Source organism: Methylobacterium endophyticum (assembly GCF_050591105.1).
Taxonomy (GTDB): Bacteria; Pseudomonadota; Alphaproteobacteria; order Rhizobiales; family Beijerinckiaceae; genus Methylobacterium.
Window position 1 is genome coordinate 99,823 of the sequence record NZ_JBNHES010000003.1, and the last position, 20,967, is coordinate 120,789.

The 20,967-nt window shown below is 74.2% G+C and carries 20 protein-coding genes; 4 read left to right on the forward strand and 16 right to left on the reverse strand.

From position 1 onward, the window contains the following. Positions 1–11: 11 nt before the first annotated feature. Positions 12–1,931 (reverse strand): sensor histidine kinase, encoded by a 1,920-nt coding sequence (locus ACP56T_RS04940; RefSeq protein WP_430911011.1) that lies wholly within the window; start codon positions 1,929–1,931, stop codon positions 12–14. Between the two features lie 302 nt (positions 1,932–2,233). Between ACP56T_RS04940 and ACP56T_RS04945 the strand changes: the two genes are divergently transcribed. Next, entirely contained in the window at positions 2,234–2,602 is a 369-nt protein-coding gene (locus ACP56T_RS04945) for a hypothetical protein (RefSeq protein ID WP_430911012.1), read from the forward strand. 88 nt (positions 2,603–2,690) lie between these two features. Here ACP56T_RS04945 and ACP56T_RS04950 read toward each other — a convergent pair whose 3' ends face one another. The 12 genes from ACP56T_RS04950 to ACP56T_RS05005 all read right to left on the reverse strand — a co-directional run bounded on the left by ACP56T_RS04950 (position 2,691) and on the right by ACP56T_RS05005 (position 16,383). Next, positions 2,691–3,809, reverse strand: a complete 1,119-nt coding sequence (locus tag ACP56T_RS04950; RefSeq protein ID WP_430911013.1) for a DUF2336 domain-containing protein — start codon at positions 3,807–3,809, stop codon at positions 2,691–2,693. Between the two features lie 119 nt (positions 3,810–3,928). Then, on the reverse strand, positions 3,929–5,413 hold the full coding sequence (locus ACP56T_RS04955) for a heme biosynthesis protein HemY (protein WP_430911014.1): 1,485 nt from the start codon (positions 5,411–5,413) through the stop codon (positions 3,929–3,931). Positions 5,414–5,526: 113 nt separating this feature from the next. Then, on the reverse strand, positions 5,527–7,380 hold the full coding sequence (locus tag ACP56T_RS04960) for a COG4223 family protein (RefSeq protein WP_430911015.1): 1,854 nt from the start codon (positions 7,378–7,380) through the stop codon (positions 5,527–5,529). A gap of 392 nt (positions 7,381–7,772) precedes the next feature. After that, positions 7,773–8,495, reverse strand: coding sequence for a uroporphyrinogen-III synthase (locus tag ACP56T_RS04965; protein ID WP_430911228.1), 723 nt, complete (start codon positions 8,493–8,495; stop codon positions 7,773–7,775). 3 nt (positions 8,496–8,498) lie between these two features. Then, positions 8,499–9,377 (reverse strand): aldose 1-epimerase family protein, encoded by an 879-nt coding sequence (locus tag ACP56T_RS04970; RefSeq protein WP_430911016.1) that lies wholly within the window; start codon positions 9,375–9,377, stop codon positions 8,499–8,501. Continuing rightward, positions 9,374–11,293, reverse strand: a complete 1,920-nt coding sequence (gene asnB, locus ACP56T_RS04975; RefSeq protein WP_430911017.1) for an asparagine synthase (glutamine-hydrolyzing) — start codon at positions 11,291–11,293, stop codon at positions 9,374–9,376. The genes ACP56T_RS04970 and asnB overlap by 4 nt, the downstream gene beginning before the upstream one ends. Positions 11,294–11,296: 3 nt before the next feature. Beyond that, positions 11,297–13,051, reverse strand: coding sequence for an ABC transporter ATP-binding protein (locus ACP56T_RS04980; protein WP_430911018.1), 1,755 nt, complete (start codon positions 13,049–13,051; stop codon positions 11,297–11,299). A 185-nt stretch (positions 13,052–13,236) separates the two neighbouring features. After that, positions 13,237–14,052, reverse strand: a complete 816-nt coding sequence (locus ACP56T_RS04985; protein ID WP_430911019.1) for a metallophosphoesterase family protein — start codon at positions 14,050–14,052, stop codon at positions 13,237–13,239. Continuing rightward, entirely contained in the window at positions 14,049–14,972 is a 924-nt protein-coding gene (locus tag ACP56T_RS04990; protein ID WP_430911020.1) for a diacylglycerol/lipid kinase family protein, read from the reverse strand. Before ACP56T_RS04990 ends, ACP56T_RS04985 begins: the two co-directional genes overlap by 4 nt. Positions 14,973–15,045: 73 nt before the next feature. Continuing rightward, positions 15,046–15,543, reverse strand: coding sequence for a DUF3016 domain-containing protein (locus ACP56T_RS04995; protein WP_430911021.1), 498 nt, complete (start codon positions 15,541–15,543; stop codon positions 15,046–15,048). Beyond that, positions 15,540–15,755: a hypothetical protein gene (locus ACP56T_RS05000; protein WP_430911022.1), complete on the reverse strand. Its 216-nt coding sequence runs from the start codon at positions 15,753–15,755 to the stop codon at positions 15,540–15,542. Before ACP56T_RS05000 ends, ACP56T_RS04995 begins: the two co-directional genes overlap by 4 nt. A gap of 103 nt (positions 15,756–15,858) precedes the next feature. Beyond that, positions 15,859–16,383 carry a ComEA family DNA-binding protein gene (locus tag ACP56T_RS05005; protein ID WP_430911023.1) on the reverse strand — a complete coding sequence of 175 codons (525 nt, stop codon included), beginning with the start codon at positions 16,381–16,383 and terminating at the stop codon, positions 15,859–15,861. Between the two features lie 238 nt (positions 16,384–16,621). Between ACP56T_RS05005 and ACP56T_RS05010 the strand changes: the two genes are divergently transcribed. Then, the gene (locus tag ACP56T_RS05010) at positions 16,622–17,497 is read left to right on the forward strand and encodes a cell envelope integrity EipB family protein (RefSeq protein WP_430911024.1); all 876 of its coding nucleotides are present in this window, start codon (positions 16,622–16,624) and stop codon (positions 17,495–17,497) included. 15 nt (positions 17,498–17,512) lie between these two features. Here the strand turns inward: ACP56T_RS05010 and ACP56T_RS05015 are convergent, their stop codons facing one another. Beyond that, complete coding sequence (locus ACP56T_RS05015) at positions 17,513–17,917, reverse strand: tautomerase family protein (RefSeq protein WP_430911025.1); 405 nt, start codon at positions 17,915–17,917, stop codon at positions 17,513–17,515. Between the two features lie 96 nt (positions 17,918–18,013). Between ACP56T_RS05015 and ACP56T_RS05020 the strand changes: the two genes are divergently transcribed. Continuing rightward, complete coding sequence (locus ACP56T_RS05020) at positions 18,014–18,877, forward strand: LysR family transcriptional regulator (protein ID WP_430911026.1); 864 nt, start codon at positions 18,014–18,016, stop codon at positions 18,875–18,877. Here the strand turns inward: ACP56T_RS05020 and ACP56T_RS05025 are convergent. Then, a complete protein-coding gene (locus ACP56T_RS05025) occupies positions 18,866–20,185 on the reverse strand; it encodes a DNA polymerase IV (protein ID WP_430911027.1) in 1,320 nt (439 codons plus the stop codon). The two genes, ACP56T_RS05020 and ACP56T_RS05025, sit on opposite strands and share 12 nt — an antisense overlap. A gap of 13 nt (positions 20,186–20,198) precedes the next feature. Then, complete coding sequence (locus tag ACP56T_RS05030) at positions 20,199–20,501, reverse strand: DUF3572 domain-containing protein (RefSeq protein ID WP_430911028.1); 303 nt, start codon at positions 20,499–20,501, stop codon at positions 20,199–20,201. Between the two features lie 78 nt (positions 20,502–20,579). Between ACP56T_RS05030 and ACP56T_RS05035 the strand changes: the two genes are divergently transcribed. Next, positions 20,580–20,954 (forward strand): response regulator, encoded by a 375-nt coding sequence (locus ACP56T_RS05035; protein ID WP_430911029.1) that lies wholly within the window; start codon positions 20,580–20,582, stop codon positions 20,952–20,954. The last annotated feature ends 13 nt before the right edge of the window (positions 20,955–20,967 follow it).

Here is a 20,967-nt window from a genome sequence, read left to right on the forward strand (position 1 = left end):
TCGCTCTCCGCTCATCCGGCCCGCCGGAACGCCGCCGGAACCGAGGCTTCCGAGGCCGGCCGCATGTCCGCCTCCGGCTCGGCGTCGAACAGCCCCAGCGGCAGGCGCACGACGCGCTCCGCCGACAGGGCGGCGCCGATGCGGCGGGGCGAGGTGGTGATGGGCGCCGGGGCCGGCAGGCCGCCGGGCTTGCGGCATTCGGCCGGCAGCGAGACGGTGACGGCGGTGCCCTCGTCCGGCGCGCTGGCGATGGCGATGGCGCCCCCGTGCAGGCCGACGAGACCCTGCACCACGGAGAGCCCGAGCCCGGTGCCCTCGTGGCTGCGGCCGTAGCCGCCGCCGGCCTGGAAGAACGGGGTGCCGAGCCGGGCGAGATCGGCCGGCGCCACGCCGATGCCGGTGTCGGAGACGCACAGCTCGAGGCCGGCGCGCGTCCGGTGGAGGGCGACCTCCACCCGGCCGCCGGCGGGGGTGAACTTCACGGCGTTCGAGATCAGGTTGATGAGCATCTGCCGGCAGGCGCGCGGATCGGCGACGATCTCGACGGGGGCCGCGTCGCGGCCGCGCACCAGGGTGATGCCGGCGGCGTCGGCGCGCAGCTGCATCAGGTCGCAGCAGGTCCGCACCAGGGCGGCGATGTCGACGGTCTCGGGGGCGTAGTCGAAATTGCCGCTCTGGATCCGGCTCATGTCGAGGAGGGTGTTGACCACCTCCAGAAGGTGCTGGCCCGACTGGCCGATGATGCCGGCGTATTCGCGCGCCCGCTCGGGGCCGAGCACCATCGCGCCCTCGCCGGCCAGGAGCTGCGAGAAGCCGATGATGGCGTTGAGCGGCGTGCGCAGCTCATGGCTGACATTGGCGAGGAAGCGGGTCTTGACCTCGTTGGCGCGCTCGGCGTCGGCGCGGGCACGCTCCAGCTCCTCGGCGTAGCGGCGGTGCTCGGTGACGTCGCGGGTGACGGCGACCACGGTCGAGGACGGCTCGCCGGAGATCTCGGCCTCGGTGCGGTGGGCGCGCATCTCGGCATGGATGACGCGCGCGCCGTCCGCCCGCTCGGCGCCGGCATCGAGATGCAGGCGGACCTGCACCGTGGCCGGCCGGCCGCTCGCCGCGACGTCGCTGATCGCCTGGAGGAAGGCGGGGCGGTCGGCGACGTGGACGCGGTCGAGCAGGCCGTGGCCGCGCAGGCGCGGGGCCGGGGCGCCGATGAACTTCGCGGCCGAGGCGCTCGCCTCCAGCACCCGGCCGTTGCGGTCGTGCCAGGTGACGAGGTCGTCGATGGCCGAGAGCAGCATGCGGTCGCGCGCCTCGTTGTCGCGCATCTTGGCGCGCACGCGGCTCTCGCTGCGCATGTGCTCGAGGGCCTGGGCGGCGATGTGGCCGATGGCGGTGATGGCGAAGACCGGCATCGCCACCTGCGCCGAGAGGCCGAGGGTCGGCACGTCCGGCACCCACCAGCCGCTGAAGGCGAGCGCCAGGGCCCCCGCCACCGCGATGATCGAGGCGGCCAGCGTCGCCCGGCGCGAGCCGGACATCACCGCCTCGAGGGGGATGGCGACGATCCAGAGGGCGGCGGCCGAGCTGACGCCGCCGGTGAGCGCGGCGAGGCTGACCACGAGCCCGGTCAGGCCGGCGGAGGAGAGCGCGTGGGCGATCCAGAGATGCCCGGTGCGCGAGAGCAGCACGGCGGCGCAGATTGGCAGGAACAGGCTCGCGATGCCGACCGCCTCGATGCCCGAGGGCACCCCGCGCCAGACCAGATAGAGCGGCAGGCCGGCCATCGTCACGGCGCCCGTGGCGAGCCGCGAGACCAGGAAGCGCTCATGCCGGAAGCGCACGGCCGGATCGTCGGCCACCGACTCGTGCACGAAGCTGGCGAGCCGGCTGTCGAGAAGCGTTGCGAGAAGGGTGTAGGTACGCAATACAACCACGCACGGCGCTTGAGGGCCCGAAACTCGGCCCGTCCGCGCCCCTGTCGAGACTTCGAACGACTATGCGGACCCTCGCAGAGGCGACTTAAGCGATGGTTGCGGGACATGGGCCGCCTGCCCGGATGCTTTCCGCTCCGTAACCAAACGCACCTCCGGCCTCCGATCGACTTGTCGCGGTCCCGTTCACCATCTTGCGCGAAACCCGCCGGCATTGACCGGCGCTTCACCCCCGGAGGGCAGGGTGGAGGGCGAAGGCCCGCCGCATCCGCCGGGCCGCAACGCCGTCCACGCGGTCGAAGGCCATGTCGTTCCTGCTGCGCGCCGCGCTGGTGATCGGCGCCCTGTCCTATCTCGCCGCCCAGCGCAACGGCGCAGGGCCGGGCCTGCCGAGCGCCCGCGATCTCGTCGCCGGGCTGCCCTCGGTGGAGACGCCGGTGCCGGGCGTCGGCACGGATCTGCGGGCCGTGGCCAGGAGCCTGCCGGATCTCGCCGCGAGCCTGCCCGCCGCCCTCGCCGCTCTGCCGCCGGAGGTGCGGGAGCGGGCCGCGCGCGAGGGGCTCGCTGTCCTCGCCGGCCAGCCGCCGCCCTCGCGCGACACCCTCGGCGAGGCCGACCGCCTGCCGGGATGGCAGGGCCCGCAGCGCCCGGCGGGACGATCCGTCGCCCGCTGACCGCCCTGGCCCTCTTGCGCGCATCGTGACGCCGGCCCCCGCCCTGATGCGGGGAGCGGTACGATGTTCGGCTGCCGTGAGGGGCCGATCAGCTTCCCTGCTGGCGGATGCGGCCGGGCAGGGCCGGGCGCATCGGCGCCCGCTCGGGCGCGCGCGGCTTCTGCGCGTCGGGGGCGTGGTAGGGCTTGTGCGCGTCCGCCCGCGCCGTGCGCTCCGCGAGCGGCCGGTCGCAGATGGCCGAGAGGAGATCGCGCGCGGCCGGGCGCGTGGTGGTGCGGAACAGCCGGACCAGGGCGAACACGCGGTCGGCCGAGCGCGCCACGGCCTCGTTGAGGGTGAGGAAGACATAGACCGCCTCCTCCTCGTGCAGCCCGACCGCGCGCAGCGCCAGGGTCAGCAGCTCGTAGCGGGCGCTCGCGTCGGTGACGGCCTGGAGGAACGACCCCGGCAGTCCGAGCGCCTCCGCGAGCACCGAGACGAAGCCCGGCACGTCGCGCTTGCCCGACAGCCCGGTGAGGATCGCGCCGATCTCGCGCGGCGCCGGCGGGCAGGGGCGCAGCGCCGCCACCGCCTCGACGGCCTGGGCGATGGCCGATCGCTGCGCCTCTCCGGCCTGGAGGAAGAGCGGCGCCAGATCGGCGGCGGCGAGGTCGGTGCGGCCGAGGAGCGCGGCGGCGAGCTCCGGCGCGGTGCGGGCGCGGGCGACGAGGCGCCCGACCACGTCCGCGCGCAGCGACAAGCCGGTGTTGCGGGCGAGCGCGAGGTCGACGGCGGCGCCCCCGCTCGCCGAGAGGGCGCCCTGGCGCGTCCGGTCGAGATCGGCACGGGCGGCGAGCGCAGCCTCGAAGGAGGTGCCGTCCTTGGCGGCGGCGGTCAGGAGCGTGTCCGTGAGGGCGGGCGCCAGCGCCACGACCGTGTCGCGAACGGCGCCGCCGCGTTCGGCGAGGCTGGCCAGCACCGCCTCTGGGGTCGCCGTCGCGGGGGCGAGCTTGCGCGCCACCACCAGGGCCGTCTCGTCGTCGACGGTGGGGATCAGCCCGCAGGCGAGGGCCTCGAAGGCCGCGATCCCGTCCCGGTCGCGCGGGGCGCCCTGGAGGAACAGGTCCGTCCGCACGCGCAGGATCACCGGCTTCAGGTCGAGATGCTCGACCCGCGACAGTTCGATGAGGCCGGACAGGTCCGGCGCATCCTCGGCGGATGAGGGCATGGCACACGGTTACGCAAGAACTGGGTCAACGAAGCCTTACCCGGCCGGGGTGAATCGACCTTTAAGGCTCCCCCGCCGGTGGCGTCCCGCCCTGCGCCATGCCCTCCTCCCGAGAGGGCTCAGCCGTAGAGATAGCTGCGCGGTTCGCCGGGCTTCTGATCCTTGGCGGGCATGTCGGCGGGGGGCGCCACCGGGACGCCGGCCGGCGGTGCTGCGGGTTGCTCGGGAGCGGCCGGGGCCGCTGCGATCCGCGAGGGCTCGGCATGGGTGACGACCTCGTCCTCCGGTTCGTCCTCCGCCTCGGCGGCGGGGCCGGAGAGCAGGTTGGGGGGCGCCTTCCAGACGAAGGCGTCGAGGCGCCCGCTCACCGGCGAGACCGGGGCCCAGGTCTCGGAGGCGATGCCGTCCGCGATCCAGATCGGGTCGCGCGGGGCATGCGCCGCCCGCGCCAGCCATTCGCGCGCCTTGCCGGAGCCGGCGCCGTGCTCGGCCTCCTCGATGCGCGCCATCATCAGGCAGACGCGGACCGTCGGCCGGTCCGACAGCAGGGGCCGGATGGCGTCGCGCGCCTGCCCGAAGGAGCGGGCGTCGAAGGCCGCCTGCGCGATGGCGAGGCGCGATTCCGGATCCCAGGAGGAGAGCTTGGCGAGCGTCTCGGCGCGGTTCAGGCGGTCGCGCACGGAATCGCCCGTGCGCAGGGATAGGTAGGTCTTGGCGAGGTCGGGATGCGGGCCCGCCTTCCAGGCCGTCTCGACGATCTTGGCCGCCTTCCTGAGGTCGCCCCGGCGGGCGAGCAGCCGTCCGGCGATGACCGCCGCCGGCACCAGATCCGGCGCGAGCTTGACGGCGGCGAGCGCCCGCTCGGTGGCGACATCCGGGTCTCCGGCCTCGTGCGTCTGGGCGGCGGCGGTGAGCAGCACCGCGCGCTGGCGCCGCGAGACGCTCCGGTCGATGAGGCCGAGCGAGCCGCGCCGCTCGACCGTGTCGAGGGCGCCGCTCCAGTCGCCGTCGGCGCATTGCGCCTCGAGCACCGCCTCGTTCGCCCAGGTGACGGCGGGCGCGAGCCGGGCCGCCTCCGCCGCGTAGGCGCGGGCGGCGCCCTCGTCCTCGCGCCGGCGCGCCTCGACATAGAGACCGCGCAGGCCGAGCACGCGGGTCTCGGATTCGTCGGCCATGCGCCGGAAGGCGTTCTCGGCGCCCTCGCGGTCGCCGGAGATCTGCGCGGCCTGCGCGGTCAGCAGGAGCGCCAGCGGCTCGGGCCCGAGCAGCCGCTCGGCATCCCCCGCGAAGCGCCGCGCCGCCAGCGGATCGCCCGATCCCACCGCGATCATGCCCCGCGAGAGGGCCGAGTAGCCCTTCGCGCGCCGGCGCTCGCGGGAGCCGCGCACGATGCCCTCGGGCAGGGTGATGATGCCGCGCACCACCGCCCAGACGAAGCCGAGCACCAGGGCGGCGACCAGCACCCCCACCAGGGCGACGGCGAGGCTGGTGGCGACCTCGTAGCCGTTCCAGACGATCGTGACCGAGCCGGGCCGGTCGGCGATCCAGACGGCGCCGTAGGCGGCGAGGGCAAGCAGGGCCAGGAAGGCGAGGGCGCGCCACATGGGATCAGGAACTCCTGTCGGCCGCGCCTGTGCGGCGGGCGAGCATGGCGGAAGAGGTTTTCGCGCGGGGAGAGGGCTTCGCGAAGGCCGAGAGCCGGAGGCGGGCGGTCATCCTAGCGCGCCGGTTCGGAAGCCGGCGGCGCGTTCAGGCCCTTGAAGGCGTCCGCGGCGAGCGTCTGCGCCGCCGCTCCCGCCGCCGCCCGTGCCTTCAGCCGGGCGCCGAAATCGCCCGCCTCGGCGCGCGCCTCCTGCGGCAGGGCATCGAAGGCGGCCGCCGCCTCGCCGAGCGCGCCCTTGTCGAGGGCGGCCTGGACCTTGGCGGTGGGATCGCCGCCGGCCTGCGCCTCCGACGCGGCCGGGGTGTCGACCTTGCGGACCTGCACGATCGATTCGGCCATGCTGAACAGCCGCTGCTTGATGTCGCCGGTCTCGGCGACGCTCCTGGCCTGCGCGGCCTTGCGCTTGGCCGCGATCCGCTCGGCGATGGCGCGGAACTCGGTCGCGAGCTGGGCCGGGGTCGGTGCGCCGGTGCCGGCGAAGGGCGAGAGCGGATCGAGCCCGGAGGTATCGCCGCCGAAGCCGCGCAGCGCCGCCAGCGTGTCCGCGTAGGGCGCGCCGCTGCGCAGCGCCGAGGCGATGCGGTCGGCCGCGACCACCCGCAGGGCCGCCTGCACCGTCGAGGCGTCCGCGCGCCGGGCGACCGCCTTGTCGAGATCGGCGATCCGGTCGCGCTGCTCCTGCAACTGGCGCTCGACGCCCTTGGCCGCCTCCTGCGCCTCGCTGCGACCGGCTTCCGCCGTCTGCCTGGCGGCGGCGGTGGCGGTGGCGACCGCCTCGGTCGCCGCCTTCACGCGGGCATCGAGGCTCTGCTGGAGCTGGTCGAGCCGCTGGCCGAGCGCCGCGTCGGCCTCCCGATCGGCCTTGGCGCGGGCCTCGGCATCGCTCTGGAGGGCGGCGAGCTTGGACGGAAGGTCGGATTCGGTAGCGGGCTTGCCGTTGCCGGGGCCGCTTTCCAGGGCCTTCACCCGCGCGTCGAGGGTGGCGAGCGCCTTGCCGTCCTCGCCCGCCTGCGTGGCGCTCAGGGCGGAATCGGCCGGCTGCTCCTTGCCCGGCTCCTCCTGGAGCGCGGCGACGCGCTGCTCCAGGCTGTCGAGGCGGGCCGCGACGTCGGCGGGAGGCGGGGCGGCCTTGCCCTGCTCGGCGGAGGCCCCGTCCGGCGCGGCGGCGCCGGGCTGGGCGCTTCCGCCGGCCTTGGCCAGGGCCTGCCTCGCCGTGGCGTCGGCGTTGCGCACCGCCTCCGGCAGGGGCTTGAGGGCGGTCTCGCTCGCCGCGATCCGCTTGTCGAGGGCGGCGAGCGCGTCCTTCGGAGCGAGCGCCGCGATCTTCTGGTCGAGGGCCGCGAAGCGGGCGGCGTCGCCGGGGCCGCGCGCCTGCTCCACGGCGAAGAGCAGCCCGGCGCCGAGGACGCCGCCGATCAGGCCGGCCGCCGCCAGCGAGCCGAAGCCGCGCGACCCGCCGGCCGCCGGCTCGGCGGCGGGCATCGTCGCGGCGGTGGCGGCCTTAGGCTCGGCGGATTTTGGTTCGGCCGACTTGGGTTCTGCCGATTTGGGCTCGGGAGATTTCGGCGGCGCGGATTTCGGCGCGGCAGTGACGGGGTCGGGGATGCGCTTGGCCTTGAGGTCGATGATCGGGCCGTCCGTCACCGCCTCGCCCGGCCGGCCGCCGGTGGCACCGGCACCGACGAATCCGGTCTTGGGGCCGTTCGAGAGCCGGGGTTCCGCCTTTGAGGTGCCCGCTCCGGGAGCGCCGGATGTCGCGTCGGCGGTGGCCGGTTTCGCCGCGCCGGAGACTGCGGGGCCAGTGGCGGCGGTGGGCTTGGCGGTCTCCGGTCCGGGCGCCTTGCCCGCGGCGGGGGGCGTGCCGGGCGAAGTCTTTCCGGCCCCGGCCGCCGGGGCGGCGGTCTTCATGGCCTCCGCCGCCGGAGTTGCGGTCTTGGCGGCTTCCGCCGCCGGGGAAGCGGTCTTGGCGGGGTCGGCCTTCGGTGCCGCGCCCGTCGGGGCGGCGGCCTTGGAATCGGCTCTGGGGGCGGCCTTGGGATCCGGCCCGGCGCCGGACTTCGGCCCGCCGGAAGCCCTTGCCTCAGGGGACTTGGCGTCGGGGGACTTCGCGTCAGGGGATTTGGCGTCGCTCGGCGGTAGTGTCACGGCCCCTGAACTCCCTTGTCGGCGGCGGACGTCGTCGTCGGGCCCGAGCCCGGTCTCCGACGGCGCCCCGGTGGCTCCCTGAACGGGAGCCCGAGGTCTTTTCTCCTCCTAGCACCCTGAGCCCCGCCCGCGCGAGGCCCGATGCCGGGCGGTGCTCATAGCGCGTCGGCGAGGCCGGCGAGAAGCGCTTCCTCGTTCGGTCGCGCCGGGACGAAATGGATCGGTACGCCCGCCTCTTCCAGTGGCTCCGCGACATCGCGCGAGAGACAGAGGTGCCGGATGTGACGGAAACGCGCGCCGAGCCCGGCCTTGTGCGCGAGGTCGAGGGCGATCCTGGCGCTGCGCCGGGAATAGTGGAGCGCGGCGTGCAGGCCGTCCGGCCGTTCGAGTGCCGCCAGAACGGCTTGCGGCAGGGTCTCGGCGGCGGCGGCCTCGTAGACGACGAGGGCCGTCACGGAGAATCCCGCCGCGACGAGACACGCCCCCGGTTCGGCCTTGCGCTCGGCGCCCGCCGCATGGAGCAGCGCCGCGCCCGGCGGCAGGCGCGACGTCACCAGCCGGGCGAGATCGGCGGCGTCCCCGCCCGCGTCGTGCACGGGGGTCAGCCCGGCGGCCTGGGCGAGCGCGGCCGTGCGCGTGCCCACCGCGAAGACCGGCTTTCCGCGCAGCGTCGCGATGCCGCCGCCCTGAGCGAGTGCATCGACGGCGTTGGCGCTGGTGACGACCAGCCCTGCGTAGTCCGCATCGGGGATCGCCGCGCCGGTGTGACGCAGGTGCAGGACCGGCGCGACCAGTGCCTCGAAGCCCAGGGCGGCGAGGCGTCCGGCGGTCCGGGAGGCGCCGGGCTCGGGCCGGGCGATCCAGATCCGGCGGGTCAGCGCTCAGCCCTTCAGGCTCACGCGCACGCCATGCGCGGCGGATGCGCCGGGGGCGAGCAGGCGCTGCGAGGCGCGCGCGGACAACGCGCCCGAGAACCCGGCCCGGTCGGCATAGCCGGTCCAGCATTCGAGGGAGAGGAACGGCGCGGTGGGCTTGGTCCAGACGGCGAGATGGGGAAACTCCTCCATCTCCATCAGGATCGCCTCGCCCCCCGGCGCCTCGAAGCGGAAGCTGCGGCTGTTGGCGTCGAGGAAGACCAGGGCTTCCTTGAAGATGTCCGGATCGAGCGGCAGCCGGTCGCCTTCCATCGGGATCCGCCGCTCCTCGGCGGCGATGAGGCCGCCGGGCGCGATCTCCGGCACGCTCGCGCGCTCTGGCGTCTCGAACACCACGGCATAGCCGCCGCCGGCCTTCCGCTCGCCCCCCGCGAAGGGCCAGGGATAGGCCGGATGGAAGCCGAGCGCATAGGGCAGCGGCACGGTGCCGGTGTTCCCGACCCGCACGGCGAAATCGAGCCCGCCGACGCGCACGCTCGCCTCGATGTCGAGGCGGAAGGCGAAGGGATAATGCCGGCGCGTCTCTGGCCCGTCCTCGAGCCGCAGCGTCACCGCGTCGGGACGCTGCGCGACGATGGCGAAGGGCAGGTCGCGGGCGAAGCCGTGCTGGCCCATGGGATAGTCGCGGCCGTCGACCTTCACGATGCCGCCGGCCGAGGCGCCGACCACGGGGAAGAGCCAGGGCGCGTGCCGGTTCCAGTGGTCCGGGTCGCCGCTCCAGAGATACTCCGTGCCGCCGACGCGCCAGGAGACCGGCTCGGCGCCCTGGAGCGCGATGGTCGCCGAGGTGCCGTCGGGGGCCTCGATCTCGACGGTGCCGTTCATCCCCTCGTCCCTCCGTTCCCGAGCCCGTATCGCCGCCATGCCTCGAAGGTCACGAGCGGCCACAGGCCCACCGCATGGTTGTGCGTTCCCGAAAGATGCTCCTCCAGCCGCCGCCGCACCAGGGCCCGGTCGAGGAAGCCGCCGCCGGTATCGGGCGCCAGCAGCAGATCGCCCGCGTAGGCGCGCAGCGGTCCGCGCAGCCAGGCGGCGAGCGGGGGCGCGAACCCCTGCTTGCGCCGCTCGAACAGAGCCGGCGGGACATGCCGCGCCAGCACCGCGCGCAAAGGCCATTTGGCTCGGGCCCCGCGCACCAGCAGGTCGGCCGGCAGGCGCCAGGCGAACTCCACCACCGCGCGGTCGAGGAGCGGCACGCGCGCCTCCAGCCCCACCGCCATGCTGGCGCGGTCGACCTTGGCGAGCACGTCGTCGGGCAGGTAGGCGAGGCTGTCGAGGCGGCGCATGCGCGCGAGCAGCGGCAGGTTGCCCGCCTCGTCCATGGGGCTCGGCAGGCCGGGCGTGCCGTCGGCCAGCGCCCGCGCGTCCGGGTTCAATGTCAACAGGCGGCGGTAGAGGTCGAAGCCGCTGCCGGGGAGCTGGGCGGCGGCCTTGCGCAGGCGGTCGCCGGCATCGGGGCCGCCCCACGGCTCCGGCAGGGCGCGGGCCAGTCCCCGCACAAGCGCGTCCGGCATCGCCCGCACCGTGCCGGCCGCGAGGCGGCGGAGAGGGCGCGGCACCGGCTCGATCCGGCGGGCGAAGCGGGTGGCGAGGGCATAGCGATCGTAGCCGGCAAAGAGTTCGTCGCCGCCGTCGCCGGAGAGCGCCACGGCGAGGCCGGCTTCCCGCGTCGCGGCGCAGAGGAGATGCGTCGGCAGGCCGGAGGGGTCGGCGAGCGGCTCGTCGAAGATTTTCGGGAGCCGCTCCACCAGGGCGAGGGCCTGCGCCTCGCCGATGGGGATGGTGGTGTGCTCGGTGCCGAGATGCCGGGCGATCGCCGCCGCGTGCGGGCTCTCGTCGAAGCGCGGGTCTTCGGTGAAGCCGGCCGCGAAGGTGCGGGGCCTGGCCCCGGCCGCCGCCATCAGCGCCACCACGAGGGAGGAATCGATGCCGCCGGAGAGGAAGGCGCCGAGCGGCACGTCGCTCGCCATCTGCCGCGCCACGGCGGCGCCGAGCAGCGTTTCGAGATGCGCGACCGCCTCCTCCGCGCTGCCCGCGAAGGGCTCGGCGGCGATGGCGTCGTCGAGGCTCCAATAGGTCTCCTCGCGCGGCGCCTCGCCGGGGCGCCAGGACAGCACGCGGCCCGCCATGAGCTTGCGCAGGCCGGAAAAGATCGCGCCCGGCGCCGGCACGTAGCCGTGGCGCAGCAGGCTCGACACCGCCGCCGGATCGATGCCGAACGCAGGCCCCGGAGCGGCGGCCAGCGCCGCCAGCTCGGAGCCGAACAGCAGGCGGTCCCCCTGGATCGCGTAGAACAGCGGCTTCACGCCCATGCGGTCGCGGGCGAGGTGCAGCCGGCCCTCGGCCCGGTCGTAGGCGGCGAGCGCGAAGATGCCCTCGACCTTGCCGAGGGCCCCGGCGACGCCGTGCCGGGCGATCAGCTCGACCAGCACCTCGGTGTCCGAGGTGCCGCGAAAGGCGTGGCCCTCCGCCGCGAGCGCCGGGCGATGGTCGGGGGCGTCGTAGAGCTCGCCGTTATAGGTCAGCGCCCAGCGGCCGTCGGCGGAGAGCATCGGCTGCGCGCCGGCCGCGCTGAGATCGAGGATGGCGAGCCGCCGGTGGCCGAGCGCCACGGCGCCCTCGCGCCAGACGCCGCGCCCGTCCGGTCCGCGCCGGTTCACCGCGTCGGCCATGCGGCCGGCGGCGTCGGCGAGGGCGTCGGCGGAGAGGCGCGGATCGATCAGCCCGGCGATGCCGCACATGGCTCAGGCCGGCTCAGGCTGGAGGCGCGCCGTCACCTCGGAGAGCGGGCCGGAGGCCACGAGGCGCCCGCCCTCCAGCACATGCACGATGTCGGCATGGGCGAGGCTGGTGAGGCGGTGGGCGATGAGGATGAGGGTGCGCGTGCCGGCGAGCGTCGCCAGCGCCGCCATCAGGGCGGCCTCGGTCTCGCCGTCGAGCGCCGAGGTCGCCTCGTCGAACACGATCACGTCGGGCTCGTGGTAGAGGGCCCGCGCGATGCCGATGCGCTGGCGCTGGCCGCCCGAGAGCCGCGCGCCGCGCTCGCCCACCGGCGCGGCGTATCCCTCGGGGAGCGCCGCGACGAAATCATGCGCCCCCGCGAGCCGGGCGGCGCGCTCCACTGCCGCCGGATCGGGCGCCGGGACGCCCAGCGCGATGTTCTCGGCGACGCTGCCGTCCACCAGCACGATGTCCTGCGGCACGTAGCCGATGCGGTTCTGCCAGGGGTGCAGGGTGCCGGCCTCGAGGGCGGCGCCGTCGATGGCGATGCGTCCGCTCGTCGGCGCCAGGATGCCGAGGATCAGCCCGACGAGGGTCGACTTGCCGGAGCCGGTGCGGCCGACCAATCCCACCGTGCTGCGCGCGGGAATCGTCAGGCTGATATCGGAGAGCGCCGCCCGGCCGGGCTCGTAGGCGAAGCCGACGCCCTCCAGCCGGATTTCTTTTTGGAACGGCAGGCGCGTTTGCGTGCGCGGCGCGGGCAAGGGCTCGTCGGCAAGCTCGTCCACCACGAGCCGCACCGCCGGCAGATAGAAGCGCAGCAGCGAGACGGATGTAAAAATATTCTGGAAGGCCGGCAGCATCCGGTAGCCGGCGAAGGCGAAGAGGCCGAGCAGCGGCAGGATGCCGGCGGTGTCGAGCCCCTGCGAGAGCGCGTAGAGCACCACCACCACCACGCCGCCGAAGGCCAGCGCCTCGATGACGAAGCGCGGCGTCTGGCCGGTGAGCAGGCTCTCGGCGGTGGCCGAGGCATAGGCGCCGGCCGGCGCGTCGAAGCGGGCGGCGAAGGTTTCCGCGCGGCCGTAGAGCTTCAGCTCGGTCAGCGTCGCGAGGGTCTCCTGCACCACGCGGAATCGCCGCTCGTTGTCGGCCACCGCCCGCGCCCCGAGCCGCCCGAGCCGCGCGCGCATCACGAGGTAGAGCGCCACGTAGAGCCCGCCGAATCCGGCCCCGAGGATCAGCGCGAGGCGGGGCGCGTAGGCGACGAGGAAGGCGATCACCGCGAGCGCCGAGACCGCGCGCGAGGCGATGACGGTGGCCGGCGTCAGCACGCCGACGACGAGGCGGTCGGTCTCGCTCAAGACGTTCTTGGCGAGCTCGGCGCTGTTGGCCCGCGCGAAGAACAGCCGGTCGCGGCCGACGTAGCGGAAGAGCAGGCGCCGGGCGAGGCCGTAGCCGACCCGGTGGGTGAAGAGGAGCTGCTGATAGGTGAGCAGGGCGTTGACGACGCTCGTCGTCAGGATCGCGGCCAGCGCCGCCACGCCCGCCGCGATGAGGAAGCTGCGGTCGTCCGTGAGCGAGAGCGCGGCGCGCGCGCTCATCAGGTAGGGCACCCGCTCGGCGGCCTTCGGGTCGCCGACCAGCGTCAGGAACGGCACCACCGAGGCGACGCCGACGACCTCGAGCAGCGCGGCCAGCGCCAGCCCCAGCGCGATCAGCGCGAGTTGGCGCCGCTCGTTCGGGCGCAGCGCCCGGATCAGGTCGGTCAGGGCGCCCATCGGCCGGGGCGGGTGCGGGAGGCGGGGGGCATCTGGAGGCAAGCGCATAGAGGCCCGCCGCCCGCCTGTCCACGAAGGGCGTGCCAGAGCGCATTCCGCCGAAGTGGCCGCCGGTTCGGCGCGAGAATGCGCGACACGACAGAGGCGTGGAGACGCGATCTGCCGCGAGGCGATCGGATGCGGCTCTAGCCCGCGTCCGCCCAGCCGCTTCCGGTCCAGAGCCGGACGGTGACGGTGGCGCGGCCGTCCTCGATGCGGATGCGGTTATAGGCGTTGGGCTCGTTGCCGCGCAGCCGCGTCGAGGTGGCAGAGCCCGCCTGCACCGCGAGCAGGCGGTCGCGGCTGCCCTCCATCCTCGCGGCGTCGACCTCGACCCGCTCCGGGCCCTCGCCGTCGGCCACCGCGAAGCGGGCGTAGTGCCGGTGCAGGTGGCCGGCGAGCGTCAGCCCGACCCCGCAGCGCCGGAAGGTGGCGAGCGCCCTGTCGGCGCGGCCGACGAGGCGGGCCTCCTCGTCCCAGGGGGGCGGCATGAACGGGTGGTGGCCGACGACGATCTTGAACAGGTGCTCGGGCATCGCCCGCAGCCGCGCCTCGGCGAGCGCGATCTGGCGGCGGCGGATCTTGCCCTGCGACCAGTCCTGCTCGGGCGCCCAGCTCCGCACCGTGTTGAGGCAGACGACGCCGATCTCCCCGTCCTGGAAGGTCGGCTCGGTGTCGTTGGCGATGTAGCGCCGGTAGCGCGAGAACGGCCGCAGGAAGCGCTGCATCAGGTGGAAGGGCGAGATGTCGTGGTTGCCGGGCACCGCGATCCAGGGCTTCGGCAGCCTCGCCATGAAGGCGCGCGCCGCCTCGTATTCCACCCGCCGCGCCGCCATGGTGAAGTCGCCCGAGGCGACGATCAGGTCCGGCCTGTCGGCGTCGAGGTCGCGCACCAGCCCCTCGACCACGGCCGGGTCGGTCCGGCCGAAATGCAGGTCCGAGATATGGGCGATGCGTCTCATCCGGTGGTGTCTCCCGCGCCCGCCCTCGCGGCGTCCGCAGGAACCAGAACGGCCAGGGCCCGGCGATGGATGCGATAGCGCAGGGGCGGCGTCGCCAGCAGCACCTCGCCGTCGTTCATCACCCGCAGGGAGCGGGCCTTCGTGGAGATGGTCAGCTCCTCGACCGGGTGGCGCTCCAGGCCGGGCAGGCCGCGCCACGCGCCGAGGGCGAAGCCCGCGCCGAGGCGCAGCACCCGCCAGCTCGACAGGCGCGGCAGGAGATAGAGCGTGAGCCGGCCGCCGTCCGGGCGGGTGCGGGTGAGGAAGCGGCCCGGCGCCTCGTCGTAATCGTTGTTGACGATCACCAGGGCGCCGAAGCGTCCGTGCCGCGTGGTCCCGTCGATGGCGACGGTGGCCGCGAGCCTCGGGTAGCGGCCGGCATGCCGGAAGAGCCCCGCCGCCATGCGCAGGGCGCCCGCGAGACCCTCCCGGCCGCGCTGCGCCTCGCGGTGCCTGGCCATCCGGGCGGGCATGCCGAGCACGGAGTTGATGAGGAAGATCTCGCCGTTGACCTCGCCGACATCGATGCGGCGGGCCCGGCCGGCGCCGATCGCCGCCGCCGCTCCGGGCAGGTCGAGGGGCAGGCCGAGATCCTTGGCCAGCAGGTTCATGGTGCCCATCGGCACGAGCCCCAGCGGCAGGCTCCGGCCGGCGAGCACCGAGGCGGCGCAGGCCATGGTGCCGTCCCCGCCGGCGGCGACCACCGCGTCGATGCCGGGAACGGAGGCGGCGGCCCGCATGCGCTCGGGCAGGGGCAGCTCGGCGCCGGGGGAGGCGGCGACGGTGACGCCCGCCGCCGACAGGTGGTCGCGCAGGGCGGCGTCGGCCCCGCCCGGCGGGAACGAGCCTGCGGCCGCGTTGGCGACGAGGGCGACACGCATTCCGGTGATCCGTGTAGCGGAGATCCGGCCCGAGCTTTGGCAGCGTCCTGCGTCGGTAGCGTGTCGGGCGGGCTCAGCCCCCGGCCCGAGCGGGGAAGCGGGTCTGGAACCAGCGCCGCAGCAGGGCGCGCTCGTAATAGAGACCGCCGCTGGAGAAGCGCGGATTGGCGTCGCGCATGAAGTCGATGTCGCCCAGGCTCTCCTCGCCGGCGGCGATCCGGCGCCCGCCCCGGCGCAGGACGTAGGAGAAGCGGATGCGCGGCGGGGTGGCGTCCGTCACCACGCGCAGGCTCTGCGCCATGCCGAAGGCGGGGCGCTCGAACCCGGCGAGGTCGATGTCGAGCACGGTGACGTCGAGGCTCTCGCCCGGCGGCAGGTGGCGGCGGCCGAGATCCTCCAGCAGGCGGGTCATCTCGGCGAGCGTCGCGCGCAGGCTCGGCCCCGAGCCCCAGCGGTTCTCGGCGTCGGTGAAGCGCTCCGGCGCCACATAGCGGACGGTGGTCTCGGCGGTGGCGGCGCCCGTCGGCAGCAGCGCCAGGAGCAGCCCGAGCCCGGCGCCGCGCGATCTCACTGGCGGGTGCGGTTGACGATCTCCAGCAGCGCGCGGGCCACCGGCTCGGTGACGTTGCGCCGGTACTTGCGGTGGACGAGCTGGCCGTTGTGGTAGACGTCGTGCTCGACATAGAGCCGCTCGCCGTCCCAACGCACGATGTTGTCGGTCTCGGAGGTCTCCTGCACGCCGAGATCGTCGCGCAGGATCGGGTTTCCGGTCGGGTTCAGCATTGCCGTTTCCTTGGCCGCGTCCTTGGTTCGTCCCTTTCGGGATCGCGCGTTGCCGCCAGCATAGGCCAAGCGGGAGGGCCCGCGCCAGTCGCGCGGCGGCCCGTCACTGCACCGTCACCTGATCCTTGATGCGCTCGTAGGTGGCCCGCGAGAGCACCCGCTTGCTCAGCAACTGGTCGATGGCGGTGTAGGGCCGCTTCTGCACGATGGCCCGGCCGATGGCGCCGCCGCCGCGCAGCCGGTTGAGGTCGGCGACGGAGGCCGTGTTGAGATCGACGAGGCCCACCGCGCGGGGAGCGGCGGCGTCGGCCGCCTGCGCGGCCGGGTCCGGCGGGGGCTCGGCGGCGGGAGGCGGGGGCGCCACGGCGACGGGGGGAGGGGGCGCCGGCACGGCCGACGGCGGAGGCGGAGACGCGGGGGCGGCCTGAGGTGCGGGCGCGGGTTGCGGCGCCGGGTCGACGCGCTTGACCTCCGGGCGCGGCGCCGGGGAAGCGGGGGCGACGGCGGCCGGGGGCGCGGGCCTGGTCTCGGCCGCACCGTGCGGCCAGAAATACTGGACGAGGGCGGCGAGCAGCCCGGCCGTGACGAGCAGCACGGAAATCCGCAACAGGGCCGATCCGCTGAGCATGCGCCCTCCCGAGGGCCCGCGAAGGCCGGAAAACTCTTCGTTCTCCAAGAATCTAGACCTGTCGGCGGCGCCGGCAAATGCGGGGGGCGTCCCGGAACCTCCCCTGCGCCGGGGTCATCAACAGGAGGTCGCCCCTGGCGGGGGCGCGCGCGGCCCGAAGTTTGCCCGCTTTGATCGTCAGCCTGTCCGTCGTGCGATCCGCCGGGAGCGTCCGGCGGGGCATGCCTCGGGAGCCGTCATGAGCCTGCGTCCAGCCTGCGCCAGCCTTCTCGTCCTGCTCGCCGGCCCGGCGCTGGCCGCCCCGGCCGCGCCGGAAGCGCCCGCGCCCGGACAGGCGGAGCCCGTCACGCTGGCGAGCCACAAGGCCGTCTACGATCTGTCGCTCGCCTCCAGCGGCGGCGCCCGCGCCCTCGACGGCGCGCGCGGGCGCATCGTCATCGACTTCCGGGGGGATGCCTGCCGCGGCTACACCATGCAGACGCGGCAGGTCACGGTGCTCGACAGCGGCGAGGGCGGCAGCCGCACCTCGGACCTGCGCAACACCACCTTCGAGGGCGGCGACGGGCGCGACTTCCGCTTCAAGACCACCACCCTGGTGAACGGCGCCCCGAGCTCCTCGGTGGACGGCACTGCCGCCCTCGGGGACGGGCTCAAGGTGACGCTGAAGGAGCCCAAGCGCGAGCAGTTCCGCGACGCGGGCGAGGTGATCTTTCCGAGCGCGCATATGCGCCGGCTGGTCCAGGCCGCGCGGGCCGGGCAGTCGACGCTCTCGCTGAAGGTCTTCGACGGCTCCGACGACGGCCACAAGGTCTACGACACCCTCGCCGTGATCGGCCGCGAGGTCGCCGCCCCCGCCAGCGCCGCGCAGGCGGATCGCGACAAACCGCTGCGCGAGGGCGCCATGGCCGGCATCCGGCGCTGGCCGGTGACGCTGAGCTACTTCACGCAAGGGGAGGGCGAGCGCACGCCGATCTACACCCTCGGCTTCGACCTCTACGAGAACGGTGTCAGCGGCGCGCTGAAGCTCGACTACGGCGATTTCGCCATCGTCGGGGACATGACGACCCTCGATCTCGACAAGGCCCAGAAGCCCGCCCAGCCCTGCGCTCAGTAGCGCCCGCCCCGGCGCTCAGCCCGGCTGGGCGGCGGCCCAGCGGCCGTTCTGCGTGCGCCCGCCATAGCCGTAGGCGTCTCCGTCCGCTGCGTGGACGAGGACGTAGCTCTCCTCGTGCAGCGGCCCGAGCAGCGCCTGCATGCCCTCGAAGGCGGCGGCGACGAAGGCTGTGGTCTCGCCCTTCACGTTGGTGCCGGCGGTGATCTTGATGTCGAGCCAGAAGGCCGACAGCCCGGCCTCCGTGGGATGACGCCCGGCGATGAACCAGCCGGCGGGATCGGCCTCCTCGACGAGCACGGCGGTGACGCCCTGGTCCTTGCCGAGGCGCTCGGCGCCGAGGCGCGAGGCCAGCGCGGCGATGTCCTTGCGCAGCTCCGGCCGGGGCGAGGGCGTGACGTAACGGATGGTGATCATGGGCATGGGGGCCTCCTGCGTTTCGTGGAAGCCCAACTTGACGCGGCGGCTCGAAAAGCAGAACGCTATGGCTGAATGTGACTACCATAACGAAACGCTATCATGCTCGATCTCGAATCCGTCCGCCTCTTCGTGCTCGCCGCCGAGTTCGGCAACCTGACCCGCGCGGCCGAAGCGGCCGGCACGGTGCAGCCGGTGGTGAGCCAGCGGCTGAAATCCCTCGAAGGCGCGCTCGGCCGCCGGCTTCTGGAGCGCACACCGCGCTTCGTGCGCCCCACCGAGGACGGTGTCGCCTTCCTCGCCCAGGCGTGGCGGCTGCTCGCCGCCCATGACGAGGCCCTGCAATTCGGCGATGCCCCCACCGCGCGCTTCGCCATCGGGGCGAGCGACCATGCGCTCGGGCTCTCGCTGGAGCCCCTGCTGGGCAAGCTCCGCGCCGTGCTGCCCGAGAAGACCCTGATCGAGGTGCGGCTCGGCCGCTCGCTCGACATGCATGCGGGATTCGAGGCCGGGCGTCTCGATGCCGTGGTGGTGCGGCGCGAGGCCGGCGGCCCCGAAGGCGAGCTGCTCGGGACCGATCCGCTCGGCTGGCGCGCGGCCGAGGACTGGTCGCCACCTGCCGGGGTGCCTCTGCCGCTGGCGATGCTGGAGCCGCCCTGCGGCGTGCGCGCGGCCGCGATCCGCCATCTCGATCAGGCCCGCATCCCCTGGCGGGAGGCGTTCGTCGCCGGCTCATGCGCCGCCCTGGCGGCGGGCGCGCGGGCCGGCTTCGGCGTCGCGCCGATGGGGCGGATCGCGTCGGGCGGCATCCCCGATTCCGGCCCGGCGCTCGGGCTTCCGGCATTGCCCGACTCCGAGATCGTGCTGCTTGCCCGCGCCGGCTCGCCGGCCGTCTCCGCCGGGGTGCGGGCGCTCGCCGCCGCGATCCGGTCGAGTCTCGGCCGGGGCGTCTCTTCAGGAGCGTGAGCGGGTCTCGGGGGCGCGTTCGCCGGACGAGGACCGCGCCGCGCCCTCCGTCGCGGGCGAGAAGACCAGCCCGCGCTGGATCGCGCCCGCTCCGAACTTCTCGCGCACGCGGTCCAGCGCCGCCTCGCGGCGGGCGGTCTCGGCGGTGCCCTCGTCCACGAGGTCGCCCCGGTCGGCGTGCACCGCGTCGCAGAGATCGCCCGCGCCGATGCCGACGAGCCGGAACGGCGTGCCGTCGCAGGCTTCCCGCAGCATCGCCTCGCCTTCCGCGAACAGACGGCCCGCGAGCTGCGTCGGCGGCAGGCCGCCGCGGGTGCGGGTGCGCAGCCGGAATCCGCCGTCCTTGAGCTTCAGGGTGATGCTGGCGCCCGCCACGTCCCCCTTCTTGAGGCGGCCCGAGACCTTCTCGCACAGCCGCCACAGCACCGGCCGCAGCGCCGCGAAGCTCGCGAGATCGGCGGGAAGCGTCGTCTCCGCCGAGACGGTCTTCGCCTCCCGATGCGTGCGGACCTGCCGCTCGTCCTCGCCCCGCGCCAGGGCGAGGAGGCGGGCGGCGTCGCGGCCGAGCGCCTCGTGGAGCCGGCGCGGATCGGCGCGCAGGATGTCGCCGACGCGGACGATGCCGAGACCGGCGAGCCGCGCGCGGGCCGATTGCCCGATGCCGGGCAGGATCGTCACCGGCTTGTCGGCGAGAAAGGCTTCCGCCTCCGCCCGGCCGAGGATGGAGAAGCCGCGCGGCTTGTCGAGATCGGAGGCGATCTTGGCCAGGAACTTGGTGTCCGACAGCCCGATGGAGACGCTGATGCCGATCTCGCGCTCGACGCGGGCGGAAAAGCGCGCCAGCGTCAGGGCCGGGCTCGCTCCGTGCAGGCGCTCGGTGCCCGAGAGGTCGAGGAAGGCCTCGTCGATGGAGACCGGCTCGATGGCCGGCGTCAGGTCGAGCATCATCGCCCGCACTTGCCGGCCGACGCGGACGTATTTCTCCATGTCCGGCCGGATCACCACCGCGTCGGGGCAGGCGGCGAGCGCCTTGAACATCGGCATGGCCGAGTGCACGCCGGAGATGCGGGCGATGTAGCAGGCCGTCGAGACCACGCCCCGGCGGCCGCCCCCGACGATCACCGGCCGGTCGCGCAAGGTGGGGTCGTCGCGCTTCTCCACCGCCGCGTAGAAGGCGTCGCAATCCACATGCGCGATGGCGAGCCGGTCGCGCTCGGGATGGACGATCAGGCGCGGAGAGCCGCAGGCGGCGCAGCGGCGCGCGCCCTCGCCCTGCTCCGACAGGCAGTCCCGGCAGAGCGGCCTCATCGCGAGAGGCGCATCAGAAGGGATCGTCCGGCTCGGGCGGGGCCGTGCGCCGCCAGGCGTCCGCGATCCGCTCCGGGCGGATCCCGAGCGAATCGGCGCAGGCCAGCAGCATGGCCTCGTCGCCCATCACATGGTCGAGCACCGCGCCGAGGAAGCCGGGCGCGCGCAGGCTTTGACGCAGGTTACTCTGGTCGATCCCGGAGGCATTCAGGAAGCTCCCGAGGCGCTCCTCGTCGGCGATCAACCAGTTGAGAACGTCGAGCGCCAGATGTTCTGCCGGATCAGGGGCTTGAATCGATTTGCGTTTCATCAACATGTGTCACGTATCACGACGGGGCGGCGGGCCGGAATGTCCGTCGAGGATGAGCGCCCCGCGCGCCTGGAACAATGCCTCATGCCCAAGACGGTGCTGATCGTTGAGGACAACGAGCTCAACATGAAGCTCTTCAACGATCTCCTCGAAGCGCACGGCTATGCCACGCTTAAGACCGCCAACGGCGTCGAGGCGATCGAGCTGGCGCGCGCCCACCATCCCGACCTGATCCTCATGGACATCCAGCTCCCCGAGGTCTCGGGCCTCGAGGTGACGAAGTGGATCAAGGACGACGAGGCGATCCGCGACATCCCGGTCATCGCCATCACCGCCTTCGCCATGAAGGGCGACGAGGAGCGCATCCTCGAGGGTGGCTGCCAGGCCTATCTCTCGAAGCCGATCTCGGTCGCGAAGTTTTTGGCAACGGTTCGCCAGTATCTTGGCGACGCTGGCTGAGCGGTACGCGGGG

What these genes read in the sequence shown, in the direction of transcription:
- ACP56T_RS04960 (WP_430911015.1), bottom strand. Translation starts at nt 7,380, where the DNA reads ATGAAGACCGCCGCCCCGGCGGCCGGGGCCGGAAAGACTTCGCCCGGC.
- ACP56T_RS04980 (WP_430911018.1), bottom strand. Translation starts at nt 13,051, where the DNA reads ATGGGCGCCCTGACCGACCTGATCCGGGCGCTGCGCCCGAACGAGCGG.
- ACP56T_RS04990 (WP_430911020.1), bottom strand. Translation starts at nt 14,972, where the DNA reads ATGCGTGTCGCCCTCGTCGCCAACGCGGCCGCAGGCTCGTTCCCGCCG.
- asnB (WP_430911017.1), bottom strand. Translation starts at nt 11,293, where the DNA reads ATGTGCGGCATCGCCGGGCTGATCGATCCGCGCCTCTCCGCCGACGCC.
- ACP56T_RS04950 (WP_430911013.1), bottom strand. Translation starts at nt 3,809, where the DNA reads ATGCCCTCATCCGCCGAGGATGCGCCGGACCTGTCCGGCCTCATCGAA.
- ACP56T_RS05015 (WP_430911025.1), bottom strand. Translation starts at nt 17,917, where the DNA reads ATGCCCATGATCACCATCCGTTACGTCACGCCCTCGCCCCGGCCGGAG.
- ACP56T_RS05020 (WP_430911026.1), top strand. Translation starts at nt 18,014, where the DNA reads ATGCTCGATCTCGAATCCGTCCGCCTCTTCGTGCTCGCCGCCGAGTTC.
- ACP56T_RS05030 (WP_430911028.1), bottom strand. Translation starts at nt 20,501, where the DNA reads ATGTTGATGAAACGCAAATCGATTCAAGCCCCTGATCCGGCAGAACAT.
- ACP56T_RS04970 (WP_430911016.1), bottom strand. Translation starts at nt 9,377, where the DNA reads ATGAACGGCACCGTCGAGATCGAGGCCCCCGACGGCACCTCGGCGACC.
- ACP56T_RS04955 (WP_430911014.1), bottom strand. Translation starts at nt 5,413, where the DNA reads ATGTGGCGCGCCCTCGCCTTCCTGGCCCTGCTTGCCCTCGCCGCCTAC.
- ACP56T_RS04985 (WP_430911019.1), bottom strand. Translation starts at nt 14,052, where the DNA reads ATGAGACGCATCGCCCATATCTCGGACCTGCATTTCGGCCGGACCGAC.
- ACP56T_RS05010 (WP_430911024.1), top strand. Translation starts at nt 16,622, where the DNA reads ATGAGCCTGCGTCCAGCCTGCGCCAGCCTTCTCGTCCTGCTCGCCGGC.
- ACP56T_RS05025 (WP_430911027.1), bottom strand. Translation starts at nt 20,185, where the DNA reads ATGAGGCCGCTCTGCCGGGACTGCCTGTCGGAGCAGGGCGAGGGCGCG.
- ACP56T_RS05035 (WP_430911029.1), top strand. Translation starts at nt 20,580, where the DNA reads ATGCCCAAGACGGTGCTGATCGTTGAGGACAACGAGCTCAACATGAAG.
- ACP56T_RS04945 (WP_430911012.1), top strand. Translation starts at nt 2,234, where the DNA reads ATGTCGTTCCTGCTGCGCGCCGCGCTGGTGATCGGCGCCCTGTCCTAT.
- ACP56T_RS05000 (WP_430911022.1), bottom strand. Translation starts at nt 15,755, where the DNA reads ATGCTGAACCCGACCGGAAACCCGATCCTGCGCGACGATCTCGGCGTG.
- ACP56T_RS05005 (WP_430911023.1), bottom strand. Translation starts at nt 16,383, where the DNA reads ATGCTCAGCGGATCGGCCCTGTTGCGGATTTCCGTGCTGCTCGTCACG.